This is a genomic window from Chitinophaga sp. ARDCPP14 (assembly GCF_051362515.1).
Taxonomy (GTDB): Bacteria; Bacteroidota; Bacteroidia; order Chitinophagales; family Chitinophagaceae; genus Chitinophaga.
In genome coordinates, this window is sequence record NZ_JBKIXB010000010.1 from 126,898 (window position 1) to 140,825 (window position 13,928).

General features: G+C 47.9%; 11 protein-coding genes. 4 read left to right on the forward strand and 7 right to left on the reverse strand.

The window, feature by feature from the left end:
• Positions 1–298 precede the first annotated feature (298 nt).
• A complete protein-coding gene (locus tag ACLHR0_RS24640) occupies positions 299–772 on the forward strand; it encodes a MarR family winged helix-turn-helix transcriptional regulator (RefSeq protein WP_133256173.1) in 474 nt (157 codons plus the stop codon).
• Between the two features lie 7 nt (positions 773–779).
• On the opposite strand, the gene ACLHR0_RS24645 is transcribed toward ACLHR0_RS24640, so the two are convergent.
• Positions 780–1,739 carry a FecR family protein gene (locus tag ACLHR0_RS24645; RefSeq protein WP_436490191.1) on the reverse strand — a complete coding sequence of 320 codons (960 nt, stop codon included), beginning with the start codon at positions 1,737–1,739 and terminating at the stop codon, positions 780–782.
• Positions 1,740–1,906: 167 nt separating this feature from the next.
• Between ACLHR0_RS24645 and ACLHR0_RS24650 the strand changes: the two genes are divergently transcribed.
• On the forward strand, positions 1,907–3,205 hold the full coding sequence (locus ACLHR0_RS24650) for a tetratricopeptide repeat protein (protein WP_436490193.1): 1,299 nt from the start codon (positions 1,907–1,909) through the stop codon (positions 3,203–3,205).
• Here the strand turns inward: ACLHR0_RS24650 and ACLHR0_RS24655 are convergent, their stop codons facing one another.
• From ACLHR0_RS24655 to ACLHR0_RS24675, 5 genes are all read right to left on the reverse strand, one after another.
• Positions 3,206–3,442, reverse strand: a complete 237-nt coding sequence (locus ACLHR0_RS24655; protein ID WP_079470877.1) for a hypothetical protein — start codon at positions 3,440–3,442, stop codon at positions 3,206–3,208.
• A gap of 101 nt (positions 3,443–3,543) precedes the next feature.
• On the reverse strand, positions 3,544–4,701 hold the full coding sequence (locus ACLHR0_RS24660; protein ID WP_436490195.1) for an alginate lyase family protein: 1,158 nt from the start codon (positions 4,699–4,701) through the stop codon (positions 3,544–3,546).
• A 4-nt stretch (positions 4,702–4,705) separates the two neighbouring features.
• Positions 4,706–6,505, reverse strand: a complete 1,800-nt coding sequence (locus tag ACLHR0_RS24665) for a glycoside hydrolase family 36 protein (RefSeq protein ID WP_436490197.1) — start codon at positions 6,503–6,505, stop codon at positions 4,706–4,708.
• 8 nt (positions 6,506–6,513) lie between these two features.
• On the reverse strand, positions 6,514–8,349 hold the full coding sequence (locus ACLHR0_RS24670) for an alpha-L-fucosidase (RefSeq protein ID WP_436490199.1): 1,836 nt from the start codon (positions 8,347–8,349) through the stop codon (positions 6,514–6,516).
• Complete coding sequence (locus ACLHR0_RS24675; protein ID WP_436490201.1) at positions 8,346–10,868, reverse strand: glycoside hydrolase family 95 protein; 2,523 nt, start codon at positions 10,866–10,868, stop codon at positions 8,346–8,348. The genes ACLHR0_RS24670 and ACLHR0_RS24675 overlap by 4 nt, the downstream gene beginning before the upstream one ends.
• A 573-nt stretch (positions 10,869–11,441) precedes the next feature.
• Here ACLHR0_RS24675 and ACLHR0_RS24680 point away from each other — a divergent pair.
• Positions 11,442–12,323 (forward strand): helix-turn-helix domain-containing protein, encoded by an 882-nt coding sequence (locus ACLHR0_RS24680; protein ID WP_436490203.1) that lies wholly within the window; start codon positions 11,442–11,444, stop codon positions 12,321–12,323.
• 225 nt (positions 12,324–12,548) lie between these two features.
• Positions 12,549–13,214 (forward strand): siderophore-interacting protein, encoded by a 666-nt coding sequence (locus ACLHR0_RS24685; RefSeq protein ID WP_436490204.1) that lies wholly within the window; start codon positions 12,549–12,551, stop codon positions 13,212–13,214.
• A gap of 11 nt (positions 13,215–13,225) precedes the next feature.
• Here ACLHR0_RS24685 and ACLHR0_RS24690 read toward each other — a convergent pair whose 3' ends face one another.
• Positions 13,226–13,828 (reverse strand): response regulator transcription factor, encoded by a 603-nt coding sequence (locus tag ACLHR0_RS24690; RefSeq protein WP_436490206.1) that lies wholly within the window; start codon positions 13,826–13,828, stop codon positions 13,226–13,228.
• Positions 13,829–13,928 lie beyond the last annotated feature (100 nt).

Below are 13,928 nucleotides of genomic sequence, written 5' to 3' on the forward strand. Positions count from 1 at the left end.
TCTACCAGCATCAGGTCTGCACAAAGAGTAAAGGTGGGGATAAGCAATACCATCGTCGGACTGAGATGCTACACCAGGGCAGAAAGCGTATTTGAACATATACCGTAATGGCTGATTACGTGTACAAATAACACTACTCTGAAAATATATTAAAGACCCGCCTTACCGGTGGGTCTTACTTTTTTTAGCACCGGCTAAGCACAAATTTTAAAAGCAGCGCGCAAAAAATCACTGCTTTTTTGTAGCATTGCATCAGGACAAGATTTTATCAACTGTACACTTTTACCAAACCTACAATATGATGAGCGCAACTATAGATGCGAGATATGAGGCATGCCTGGCCAAAAGACCTGACAGCCTCGCCCGCCTGATCAATTTGTTCAAAAAAGATATAGACCTGCGTATTACACAAAAACTACTGGAGCGCGGATACAAGAATTTTAAACTGGGCGATATGGTACTCCTGGTACACATCGATGCGCAGGGCACCATTAACAACGACCTGGCCAGGAAAGCGCGCATCAGTAAACAAGCCATGAGCAAAGTGGTAAAGAACCTGGAAGCAGATAACTACATCGGTACCCGCAAACACGATACCGACAACCGCGCCAGCATTATTTTCCTGACAGAGAAAGGAAAAGAGTTTATGATTAACGCCTACGAAGCGGTAGATGAAGTACAGGACCTGTATGCTGGTATTATAGGCGAAGAAGCTTTTACACAGCTGAAAACGATCCTTAAACAATTAACAGCGGGCTTAAACCTGAGCTGACCATTCTTTATTTCAACGTTATGTAATACCGGTTGGCACTGTCTTTCACCAAAGGTACCTTTAACATCTTTTGCAGTAATTCCAGTGTTTCTTCTGCAGATTTATTTTCAAAGTCAACAGTCAGGCTGCGTTTATTCACGCCTGCTGCGGATGGTGGCACCCGTATATCAAGGTGGAAGTAGCTGTTCACCGCATCAATGATTTCTTCCAGGGGAATATTCCGGAACTTCAGGCGGCCTGTTTTCCAGGCGAGCAACGACTGGCTTTTGACTGTTTTGAACTGCAGCGGCTGGTGCTGTTCCCGCTTTGCCTGCATATTTGCGGTGAGGTATACTTTGTTGCCCTGATCCTGCACCAGGGTTACCTTTCCCTTTATCACCAGTACTTTGAAGAGGTTATTGGTTTTATGCACTGCAAATACGGCCTTCAGCGTATACAGATCAGTGTGCTCATCCAGCTGCATCCGGGTGCGGGTTGGCAATGCCACATCAAACCAGGCATCGCCGGCAAGCATATGTAATTCCGGCGTTACATCAAGCTCTTTAGCATAGCTGAACGACGCGCCGTTGCCGGCAATCACGGTACAGCCCGGGGCAAGCAATAGGCTATCGGTATGGCCGGTATTGTTAACGTACCCCAATTGCTTAGCCGGAGCTGGCCAGCAATAGTAAACAATCACCGCTGTGACGAGCAGCATCACCGCAGCAGCCACCAGCCATTTACGGTTAAAGGCGCGTACCGGGGAGCGTTTGGATAAAGCGGGTGAAGATGACGGAACCGCGCTTTCCACATCATGGGGAACAGGTATCCCCTCTGCAAGCCAGGCGGTTAAGCGGCTTTCCACGTAAGCAGCCTGCTCAGGTCCCTCGCGGCATAAACCGGCCACATGTTCCTGTAAAAACGGATCCTGTGGAGCATGTATATATCTTGATATCAGATCATCGATATCCTGTTCCGGTTGATACATAGTGATTGGAATACACGTGGCTATAGCTGGTATGTTTGGCAAGATACTTAACTTCCCTGCAAGTTCCATCGCGCAGGCATTACATTTGTACAGACAGAATAAATAATTAGGTCACTTCCGCAAGGTTTAATATTTTTAGCACAGAGGAACCGGCAAAAACGATATGTATGTCACCTGAACAATTAATAAATAACGACCAGGAATATATTGAGGGATTGCTTCACCATACACCAGCAGTAATTGAAAATATTTATCAGCGCTTTGCTTCCAAAGAAAAGCGGTTCATCCTGCAAAAGAGCGGTCACGTAAAAGATGCGGCGCATATTTTTGAAGAGGCCCTGATGGACATTTATTACTTCGCCCGCCGTCACCCGCTGAAAGTCTCCGACTTTGAGCCCTTTCTGCAACTGCTGTGCAAGCGTATCTGGGAACAGGAACTGGAAAGAAGAGGACAACGGATTCCCGGCCTGGAAGCAGAGGAGCTCTCTACCATGAGCAGAGACGATATCCAGGATGTGGAAGATGTGCTGAAAGAAGGAGAAAAAAGAAGACTCGCCTATCACTATTACCTCGCCCTCTCGGACGACTGCAAAGAATTACTCCGCTGGTCACTCACAGATGGCTGCCTCCAGGAAGATATTGCCGCAGAAACCAACATCCCTATTAGTGAACTGCCTGGCAGACGAGCCGATTGTTTCCGCAGCCTGTTCAGGGATATCGACATAAAACTAAAAGCCAACAGCCTTTCAGAAAAAGACCTGCTGGAAACAGACCGTTTCCTCAGCGGGCAAATGAGTGAGGCAGAGCGCAAAGCTTTCTCCGAACGACTTCAAACCGACCCCCTGCTTACACAACAGGTAAAACGCTTTGATGCTGTCCGGCAACTGCTGGGCCAGAAAATCTGTAACGACGCCAACCGGGATGAGTTGCAACATTTGCTGTTTACCCACCGCAACGCCTGGTACACGCTGAAAGACAGTTCGCCCATACCCATCCGCAATTATGTAATCCTTACTGCATTGATAGCAGCAGGACTGGCTATCCTGCTGTATGTAAGCCCCTGGAGAAAAAATATCTACCGGCAATTCGCTTCCACTGAAATGCAGATTCCGGATATCGACAGCCTGCGGCTTCCGGAAGAAGCGATCGAACAGTTCAATCGCGGCCATTTCAACGAAGCTGTATTGCTATTGAATAAAGCACTGGCAGCCAACCCGGGCAACCTATACGCCCGCTATTACCGCGGCGTAGCCCTGATCGACCAAAACCAGATGGAAAGCGCACGACAGGACCTCACTACTGTTTTTAACAACAGCAGCGAACTCCGGTACGAAGCAGCCTTTTATATGGCGTTGAGCTACCTGCGGGAAGGACGTAAGCAGCAATGCCTCGAATGGTTATTAAAAATCCCATCCGGCGCGCCGAATTACCTCAAAGTGCAGAAACTGATAGAAGAATTAAAATAATTAACTCAGGTATTGTCCCTTACTGTAGTGGATAATATTTTCTACTTCTCCCTTAATTAACTCATAAACAGGCGCCTTACCTGTTTTGATCTGTACCAGTTGTTGTAATACCAGGAAATAGATCTCTCCGCGGTTACAGCCATCAATCTGGGCTTTTAAAATGTCATGTTTTACCTCTTCACAACCGGTGGCATCCAGTTTCTGGTAAATAACATACAAGTCATCCATCCAACTCATTTCTCTAAAGTTTAAACATAGTGTATAGTCTCCTAAAGTTAAGGATTTATATTAAGAAAATAAAACATCTGAATCTTAAATAATTGTAAATTCTAAAGCGCTCATAACCAGATCAGAGGATTCCTCACGGGAAGGTTTCTAAGCACTTCTTCCTCCTCCGGATCCTGGTTAAGCGACAGCCATAGCCGGTAGTATTCCGGCCGCTGAAAAGCAGCCGCACCGAAAATGAGGAAGGGCTGCGCCACCGGCCAGCTGTTCCAGTACATCACATCATGTGCATAAGGCCAGCTGTTTTTATTATTTACATATGGATAAAGGAAAGCGATTCCTCTCTCCATATTTTTACTACTGTCGGCTGTAAAGCGCCACAGATCATTATCCGGCGTACTCAGCAACTGGCAGATGGTGCTCATGGCATCCAGGTTAAACAGCGAGTAGCCGTAAGGTTTAGTACGTTTCAATTCCAGTGGAAAACTGCCGTCAGCAGCCATCTGGTGAGGCAGCAATACCGTTTTATAACGATTGCTGCAAAATTCCAACAGCTCTTTATCATCCACAAAACGCGCAAAAGCGGCCACCTGCATCACCCAGCACGTGCCGTGATTATTGGCAGCATTCATTTCATCCTTCCCAAAAGGATGTGTGGTCAGCCATTGCAGGTATTCACTGAACCAGCTTTTAAACGCTGTAAGATCCGCCGGCGGAATGGCGCCGGCTTTCTCCATAACACTTAAAGCCTGCACCACTTCCATCAAATGGATCGTATCAATAATGCCGATACCCCTGCCGGTTACCTTTCCTTTGATGGCCTGCGCATACAGCAGCGAAGGATTCATCCGGGTAGCCGCTGTTTCAAACCAGGCCTTCGCATGCAGCAATGCCTGCTGTAGATAAGTGTTGTCTTTGGTGGCAATATATCCTGCCGCCAGTGCGCCCATCACCCGGCTGAAACGGATCATGGCCAGCCGGTGCGCTACAAAATTTTCAGGGTTGGTTTGGCCATCCCGCTGGATATAAGCTCCGTTTGGATTTGCCGGATCGGGCCACCAGTAATCCCCTTCTGAATAAAAGTCATGTATGCCTCCGGCGCTGCGGTCGCAACGGAAGGCGGTAATCGTTTGTGGTGGCTGCTGCATGGCCCATGCGGCCCGTTTGATCACCGCCACCCGTGTATCTTTAAGCAGCTGCTGCTGATAGGGTGATTGCGCCTGCATTATGCAGGAAATACTGATGAATAAAGCTGCCAGGAACGTACGCATGGAATTATTTTTTTGGTGTTAATAGTAATACCCGGCCGTCATGTCCTGCCAGCTCCATCACAAAAGAACCGGTGTGTAAACCTAAACCAGCGCCTGTCCAGTAATCTGATATTTGGTATGGCTGATCAAGTTTCACCGTTATTTTTTTTGAAGATGACTGCCAGTTGAGCAAAATCACCTGTTTGCCTGCCGCGGTAGTAACCCTTCCTATTTCAAAATCAGTGCCTTCAAAAGCTGCTGCCTTTGCGGTGGGAGGCAATGCCTTCTTCAAAACGTTGAGCCGTTCCCGTGATATCTTCGTTAAGTCATCGCCACTTAGTAACATACCACCGGTAGCGTACAGCAAAGCTGCATGGAAATTAAATTCGTTGTCAGGCATGTTGCCGGTGAGTACCAGGCAATCAGGATCGTTCCACCATAAACGGCCATTTTGCCAGGCACGGTAAAGGTTTTCACGACCGGAACGCTCAAATACCGGCCAGGTACGTTTAATATCCATTGAGCTGCGGCTGCCATGCACCAATCCTAATGATGGCCACAGCGGATGATTACAGCCAAGTATAAAAGCATCCCTGCTGCCTTTGAGAATGGCTTCCATGCCACGCCGGTATGCTTCTACCCTTGTAGCTTTAGCATCATAAAATTTGCCGCCATGAATAGCGCCCCAGAAATTAGCATCCAGTTTAAAATAAGTAACGCCCCAGTCGTTGCGCATGGTCCGGAATAGTTGCTCCAGGTGTTGCTGCACCGCAGGGTTTGTGCCATCCAGCACAAACCAGGGCTTCATCCGCCAGCCCCCAAATGTAACCAGGTCGCTGCGCAAAGGTGCACCAGACGCGTCTTTCACCAGCCAGTCCTTATGATTTTTATAAATAGTGGAGTTGCTGTCGCAAATAAACGGCGCTACCCAAATAGCCGGCTCAAAGCCTTTTTCCCGGATGGCTTTCAGCACCTGTTGCACATTACCGCCAAAAGAATTACCCGACTCCAGCCAGTCGCCCATATGCGGCTGATAACCGTCGTCTACCTGTATATATTTTAGCGCCGGAATGTTACTTTTTATGTAATCAAGGTTATCGTAAATATTCTGTGCGGTTACCTTCGGACCGAAACAATACCAGGAGCACCACCCGGTTGGTGGCTGCTTAAACTCAAGCCGTGGATGATGCTCCTGGATCCTGCCGGCGAAACGGTCCAGCAAAGCGTTGCCATCCTTACCCGTGATCACCATTAATTCCTCCAGCTTAAAATCAGCTCCGGGAGCAAGTTCCAGGTTCTCCAGGTCGGTTACTGTTTTGATGGTATCCGCAGAAATATAAAATTTGCCCACAAAACGCCTGCTGGAAGTATATCCCAATAATATCTGTTCCTCATTTGCAGGGTACAAACGCAGCAGGTTGTATACTGCCAGGTAACCCTCCGGTTGCGGAATTTTATAATGCCCGGCATCCGTATAATTCCCTAATGTTTCAGGATGAGCAAGCGTACCGGCTGTTTGCGTCAGCATCTGGAAACCCTCCGCATAAAAGGGCGTGGTGGGCAACAATATCTTACCTGTCGCACCGGTAATCACTTCCTTCAATCGCACCGCGGTACTACCGGTGTTGACTATACGTATTTCACAGTGATCATTTTTCCAGTTGCGGACTACTTTAATATAATCCGGCGCTATACTGCCATTGGCAGCATACACTACAGCTGCACTGCCTTTCAGCGCCTGTACAAATGCTGCGGGGGTTCCTGCCATGGCGGTGAGGGCACACCACAGTAAACCGGCAGTTAAAAGCCAACTATTTTTTTTCATCGTGGATATTATTTTGGTGGCATCGTGAGTTCAAATAGTTTCATCAATTCTTTTCCCGTTATCCCGTTTGCCTTAATTGTTATGTCATATTCGCCTGCCGGCAGATAAATATCTTTCAGTGACTTTACGGTTGTTTTAACCGGTTGCACAGTTTCCTTTATAACATGATCGCCTATACGCAGTATGAAACTGCCACCGGCATCTGCACCATACTTAATACTAAGCCTGTACGCTGCATCGTGTACGGTACGCACCTTCCAGCTGATGTACTGCGCAGTGTCTTTCCAGTTATGTACGTCATAATTATTCTTCTTTCCGTCGCTGTACTGCCAGCCGTTGCCATGCAGGGTGGCATCAAACGCCCTGAGTACATTCGTAATGTTATAAGTATCCAATACTCTTACGCTATCTGTTTTAAGCTGGTCTGTTTCAAGTACAATAACGCTGTTAATGCTATCGGGCGCGTGTGCAGGCAATGCAATCAGCCAATCTTTGGACTGCTGCCGCTTTAACGGCAGCGGCTTTTTACTTTTGTCGCCCAGCAGGTACGCCTTGCGGATATTGCTTTCCAGTCCGCCTACATATAAGGTAGATTGCCAATTAAAAACGTGCAGGTATAATTTGTTGTCCTTCCGCGTGCTTTCACCCCAGGGCTGCACCGTTAGTGGACTTGCAGTAGTGCCGTAAATGCTTTCGCCGTATTGTTGCATCCACGCTCCAATGGTATGCAGTATTACCGTATCACGCGGGTCAATGCTGCCGTTGCCTTCCGGGCCGATGTTCATGAGCAGGTTGCCGCCTTTGCCGGCCGCTTTGGCCAGCAGCCGGATAAAAAAGCCCGGCGGCTTATGACTGCTGTCGTACTTCGAATATCCGTACGACTCGTTGGTGGTGGGAATGGCTTCCCAATCGCCGGTTACCGGGTAAAACTCCGCGGGCCGGTCGGCCGTGTTCACGTAATCGCCGAAAGAAACGCCGGGAGCGCGTGCCAGCCTGCCATTCACTACTACCTTATTATCTGCCGCCCGGATCGCCTGCAGTATACGGATGTTTTCACTGAGCGGTAGCTTATGCGGCGTATCAAACCAAAGAATATCCGGATGATATCTTTTCAACAACTCTAATATTTGCGGGATTGCTTTTTCATTCACATACCTCACCGCCTTAGGCAGTAATTCCGGATGTGCATTATACCAGGTGACGCCACCATACAGGTTCTTATCTCCCCCGGGATTTTTATAATCCCAGTCGTTACCCGGTGCATCGGGATGCTCCCAGTCGAACGCATGGGAGTAATAAAAGCCGAACCGGATACCATATTTCTTACAGGCGACCGACAATGCCGCCAAAGGATCCTGCTGAATGTGATAGTTGCCGATAGCAGTGGGATACATGGCCACGCCATCATGATGCTTGGCGGTGATGACCAGGTATTTCATGCCCGCCGCTTTAATCATACGTACCCAGGCGTCGGCATCAAAATTTCCCGGGTTAAATGATTGAATGAGCTTATCCGCATATTCCTTCCGGCTGATCTTCTCCTTCCGCATCAGGTGCTCGGCGTAGCCCTCCACCTTCTTTCCATTCCATTCGCCGCCGGCGGTAGAATAAACGCCCCAGTGGATAAAGCATCCGAATTTAGCATCCCGCCACCAGGCAATGCGGGCATTGTGGTTTTTCATGGATGCTTTCCACCAGCCATTCAGCGCGCCGTTGACTGCTATGCTGTCGCGCGCTGCGGCCTGCTGGCTCAGGATGCCATCATCATCGCCTTTCACCTGCGCAACAGTTACTGCTGTTATAACGCTAAAGGCTATACTTAATATGCACCTGCGATAGTTCATAAGATATCATAAATTTTACCAGGTGCAGTTGAAAAATCATACTCAAAAACTTTTTCCAACTGCAACACTGGTAATTTCGTTGCGTCTTTTACAATAGTGTTCCCCCGGATCTGCAACTGGTAGAATGGATTTATGTTGTTACCAACCGCCACCTTTACCGGTTGTCCGTTCACTTTAACGGCAACGCGCGTACGAATACGGCAGTTACCACCCAATGCTGAACGGATAACGGCATGCGTGAGCTGCCCATTTTTCCATTCCATATCTACTTCAAAACCACCTCTTGCTTTTAATCCTTTCACACTGCCGGAAGGCCACGCATCGGGCAATGCGGGGAGCAGGTACAGTGCGCCATCATGACTTTGCAGCAGCATTTCCGTAATCCCGGAAGTTACCCCGAAATTGCCGTCGATCTGAAACGGAGGATGCGCATCAAACAGGTTGGGATAAGACCCGCCGCTGTTGTCGGCTACGCTCACTGTTTGACCGCCCGCCAGAAATAACTGCTTATTCAACATGGTATACGCGTGATTGCCATCTTCCAGGCGTGCCCACCAGTTTATCTTCCATGATTTAGACCAGCCGGTTCCGCCATCCCCCCGCAGCAGCAAACTGCGTGTAGCCGCCGCCGATAGTACGGTATCCCTTCGGGGCGAAATGAAATTGCCCGGGAATAAGCCATACAGGTGGGATACGTGGCGGTGAGCATCTTTTGGATCGTCCCAGTCTTTGTACCACTCCTGCAATTGTCCATACTGACCGGTATGGAAAGGATACATTTCCTTCATGGTTTGTTTGATACGGGCTACCAGGGCTGCATCCTGTTGCAACACTACTGCTGCCCGGATCGTATTATTAAACAGGTCGTGAATAATGGAAAGATCCATGGTGGTAGCAATGCTCACAGAACCTTCCCGCTTGCCGTTTACCATAAAGTTATTCTCCGGCGTGGTAGAAGGGCTTGTGATCCATTGTCCCTCTTTATTTTTCACCAGCCAGTCGAGCATAAATAATGCAGCGCCTTTCAGATCGGGATATACCTGTTGCAGCATTTTCTTATCGCCGGTAAACTGGTAGTGTTCCCACAGGTGGCGGCTCAGCCAGGCTCCGCCCATTGGCCATATTGCCCATTTGGGGTTACCGCTGGGATCGGAAAAATCAATACCACCGGCCGGATTGGTCATACCCCATATATCCGAGTTATGATGCGCCGTCCATCCTTTTGCACCATAATTTATGGCGGCGGTTACACGCCCGTGTTGCGCCAGCTGACCAATAAATTCAAATAAAGGCGCACCGCAATCCGATAAGTTGGCGGTTTCGGACGGCCAGTAATTCATTTCCGTATTAATATTGATAGTATAGTTGGAGCCCCAGGGCGGTTGCATTTCCTTATTCCACAGTCCCTGCAGATTCATAGCCGGACCGCCTTTACGGGATCCGGATATCATCAGGTAGCGGCCGTATTGATACAGCAGCGTAGTTAATTGCGGATCGCGGTTGCCACCGGCGAGCGTATATACTTTCAGCCTTTCATCTGTTGGCAGCAATGCGGAAGTGTCGCTTCCGAGGTTGAGCGATACCCGGCTGAACAACGACGTATAGTCGTTTATGTGACCAGTCAGTAATTGCAGATAATTGCCTGTTTTTTGTAGAGGCGCCACAGCTGCCGCATGCGGATCTTTCCCGTTGGGTAATCCATCTTTAAAACTAGTGCCAACAGATACCAGGAGTACTGCTTCCGTTGCGCCGGAAATGTGTATGCCGGCAGTATCTGTATTTACGTGTCCTCCGTTTACGCGCGCATCAAGATGTACTTCATAATTGATTCCTTTATTGCCATAAACAATCTGTTTTGGCTCATAAGCCCTTGCCGCCACATATTCGGGGCATCTGCCCTTCATGACCAGGTAATGCGGGTTAACCACGCTGTTCGTATGCGGCATCGGGTTGGCAAAACGGGTGCTGAAGCTAAGCTGCCCGGCTTTACTGGCCGTATAGCGTATTACCAGCAATTGCTTCGGATAACTGCAAAACACTTCCCTCGTATAGTCGACGCCGTTAGCTGTATAACTAACGCGTGCTACCCCGTTGTTCAGGTTCAGTTCACGTTTATATTGTATGGCCTCCTGTGGTATATCGTTGTTTATAAAAAGACTTCCCAGTGTGAGATAGCGGGCGCTGTAGGTACCCATCATCTTGCGGGCCACCTGATCTGCTTCCATATATTTTTCTTCTGCCAGCAGCTGGCGGATGACGGGCAGCAGTTCTTTGGCGGCCGGGTTATTGCCATCACGTGGAACGCCGGACCAGAGATAACCTTCATTGAGTTGCAGTTCTTCCTGCTGTACGCCGCCAAAGATCATGGCACCCATGCGGCCGTTTCCTACAGGGAGTGCCTCTACCCATTGTTTGGCCGGTTGCCGGTACCAGAGTTTTAACAGGGAATCTGCCGGTGTTGCGGCGCCGGTGTTTCCGGCCAATAACATCAGCGAAGCTGCTAACAGATACTTTATCATCAATATATTATTTTTCAAGTTGAGTCATGCTGTTTCCATTCCCTTGCTTACGGCTGCCACTACCTTACCATCGTTCATACCAGCCTGGACCTCCATAGTAATTCTGATCCGGCTATGATGGCAAGGCAGGTGGCCATTCCTCTGATTAACATTTGCTTTTAATTTTTTTTGGCGAATCTGTTTTAAGGAAATGTTTGCTGCAGGCTTTCTTTTTTTAGAAAGGGGAATGTATATCAGTTACCTGACATTCGTTCTTTCATCATGGAATTAATCTCTTTCAGCAAACGTTTGCAAAACATCCTTAGTTGACCTTAACCGGTGTTTTCACTACTTCTACGGGTATTTTAAAAACTATGCTTTGCTAATATAATCCGAAACTATGCAATCGGTTGCAAATAAATGTATGCAATTTTACCCATTTCAGGTATCTTTTTAAGGCAGCGTAAAAAAGAGGGAATAACCGGTTATGAGATGAGGAGACCGTGGAAGGTTCCTGTCTTGCAAACGCAAAAAAAGAAAATTATACAATAAATGTTTTGTTCGATCGTCTGGTAATAAAGTGAGGATGTTGTTATGAAAAAAGGAAAACAATCCATCATTGCATCATACCGGCTGGAAGAGCTTCTGGTTGTTCCGGGGTTGATGATAGATGTTCATCATAAACAGGCCGTGGAACCGGCCCACCACCCCAATGCTGATTTAACGGCGGCCCACCGGCACGAGTTTTACACATTGGTGATAACAGGCAGGCAGCGAAGCCGGCACATGGTAGATTTCAGGCTGATAGACATGCCACCGGAGAGCATGTTTTTATTAACACCGTGGCAGGTGCACCTGTCGATGGATGGAGAACAGGTGCAGGATGTGTACCTGATCTCCTTCACGCGTGATTTTTTACCTGTTGGCTTTGCTGCTTTGCCTTTATGTGTGGAGCATCCGGTAACACCCGACAACGCTGCTTACCAGGAAATATGGCATTTGTGTACACAGATGCTGCGGGAATTCAATACGCGTAAGGCGCTGCAGGAGCAGGTGTTGCAACATTACCTAGCAGTATTGCTGACGCAGTTTATGCGGTATCTTCCGGAAAACACCCAAAGCTCTCCTTTACAATCAACATTATTAAACCGTTACCGGGAACTGATGGAGCAACACCTGCTGAGCTGGAACAGCGCCGGGGAATACGCGCGGGCGCTGTATGTTACCACAGATCATTTAAACGAGGTAGTAAAACAGGAAACAGGGCAAACGGCTTCCGCGTTGCTGGCTGCCAGACGTATACTGGAAGCCAAGCGGATGTTGCTGCATTCCACGCATGGCATCAAGGAAATAGCCTGGTACCTGCAATTCAATGAGGTCACTTATTTCAACCGTTTTTTCAAACAGCATACCGGTCAAACGCCGGTGGCCTTCCGGATCTCAAGCCGGGAAAAGTATAACTATAACCCGGAATAGTATAATAACAGAGAAGTGTGGGTCCGGTAGTTTTGCTGAAACAATTTTTGAGTTATGAAACCACTAGTAATTTTTACGAACGACACTAAGCATCTGAAAATAAAGAGTAACCCTTAAAGAGGCACTGCAGCCGTTCTCCGCCAGGCTCTGGTAATATCAGCCCCTTTATTCTGCAACTTACCCGCCGCAAGCCGGTGCGTTTTAATCATCAAACACATTTAATAAATGCCTTCAATTAAAGAAAGGGCGACCAGTTTACTGATGTCGCGCATAGGGAAAACTGCGCACGTAATAAGCGTAGCACGTATAGGAAATTTTTTATTAGAGATAGATTTGCAACTGTCGCAGGCCCTGCCAGAACGCAGCACCCAGCATCTCAAATGTGAGGTGGCTCCATATGCGTATCGCGATTACACTGTTGCATGCTGGGACACTGCTGCACAAACCGCCACCCTTATAGTGGATTGCGGACATGAGGGAGCCGGCAGCTCCTGGGCGCTGGAACTGCAACCTGGTGATGAAGTAAATTATGCCGGGCCCGGTGGTGGTCAGCATCAGCCCTCCGGCATGCAACACCTGGTGTGCATAGGTGACGCCAGCGCCGCAGGGCACTTTCATTCTTTATACCTGCGTAAAACCAACCAACAACAATTTCATTGCTTCCTGCAATTGGAAGATCCGCTTACCCGGCAGATATTACAAATGCCGGTACAGCCGCTTTCCAATAACGGTCATTATTTCACCGATTTACATGAATGGTTATACCATTATGATTTCCCGGTGGCAAATACAACTTATTATGTGGCAGGTAATCAACAGGTGGTGATACAGGTACGCAAATTATTACGTCAGCAAGGCAAACAGGTAAAGGCACAGGGTTTCTGGGGCTAAACGCTATGGCATCAGACCAGGTGTTCTTTCATTGCCTTTACAATAGCGTTGGAGCGGGATTTTACATCGAGCTTGCGATAAATATTCATGATATGGGAACGGACCGTTCCCACACTGATATGGCACCCTTCTGCTATCTGCTTATAGGTGTCGCCATTTACCAGGCAACGTAAAATCTCCTTCTCCCGCGGCGATAATCCGTAGGGGTCCTGATAAACCTGTTTCTCCTTGCGGAAAAAGGCCAGTACTTTGTTAACCGCCACTAAGTTCGACTGCAAAGCCGTCTCATATATCTGAGAAATAAACTCTGTCAGGGAGACCGGGGGTACATGATCGATTTTAAACGCTTCAGTTGCTGCCGGCACCTGTATTAATCCCTGTTCCGTTTCGTTCAGGGTAAGCAATAGCACATTTATATCAGGGTAAGCTGCTTTTACTATGCTGGCGGCTTCTATTGCGGTCAATCCGGGTATCTCTATATCCATAAAAACCAGGTTGCAGATATCTTTTGCTAATTGTTGTAACGTTTCCGATGATTCGCTGTACAATCCTGAAACCTCTAAAACACGCGTTCCTCCCAGGTTAGCAGAATTAATAGGCCGCACTTTTTTCATAATATTCCTTTTGGGTTATGTATATTCATATGAAATATTCCATTAATAACTGCAGGTTTTCCGGAAGCTGGTATGGTTGATAAATTATAAATGGAAAGAA

Coding starts and splice junctions, on each gene's coding strand:
- ACLHR0_RS24640 (WP_133256173.1), top strand. CDS start 299: ATGATGAGCGCAACTATAGATGCGAGATATGAGGCATGCCTGGCCAAA.
- ACLHR0_RS24645 (WP_436490191.1), bottom strand. CDS start 1,739: ATGTATCAACCGGAACAGGATATCGATGATCTGATATCAAGATATATA.
- ACLHR0_RS24650 (WP_436490193.1), top strand. CDS start 1,907: ATGTCACCTGAACAATTAATAAATAACGACCAGGAATATATTGAGGGA.
- ACLHR0_RS24655 (WP_079470877.1), bottom strand. CDS start 3,442: ATGAGTTGGATGGATGACTTGTATGTTATTTACCAGAAACTGGATGCC.
- ACLHR0_RS24660 (WP_436490195.1), bottom strand. CDS start 4,701: ATGCGTACGTTCCTGGCAGCTTTATTCATCAGTATTTCCTGCATAATG.
- ACLHR0_RS24665 (WP_436490197.1), bottom strand. CDS start 6,505: ATGAAAAAAAATAGTTGGCTTTTAACTGCCGGTTTACTGTGGTGTGCC.
- ACLHR0_RS24670 (WP_436490199.1), bottom strand. CDS start 8,349: ATGAACTATCGCAGGTGCATATTAAGTATAGCCTTTAGCGTTATAACA.
- ACLHR0_RS24675 (WP_436490201.1), bottom strand. CDS start 10,868: ATGATAAAGTATCTGTTAGCAGCTTCGCTGATGTTATTGGCCGGAAAC.
- ACLHR0_RS24680 (WP_436490203.1), top strand. CDS start 11,442: ATGAAAAAAGGAAAACAATCCATCATTGCATCATACCGGCTGGAAGAG.
- ACLHR0_RS24685 (WP_436490204.1), top strand. CDS start 12,549: ATGCCTTCAATTAAAGAAAGGGCGACCAGTTTACTGATGTCGCGCATA.
- ACLHR0_RS24690 (WP_436490206.1), bottom strand. CDS start 13,828: ATGAAAAAAGTGCGGCCTATTAATTCTGCTAACCTGGGAGGAACGCGT.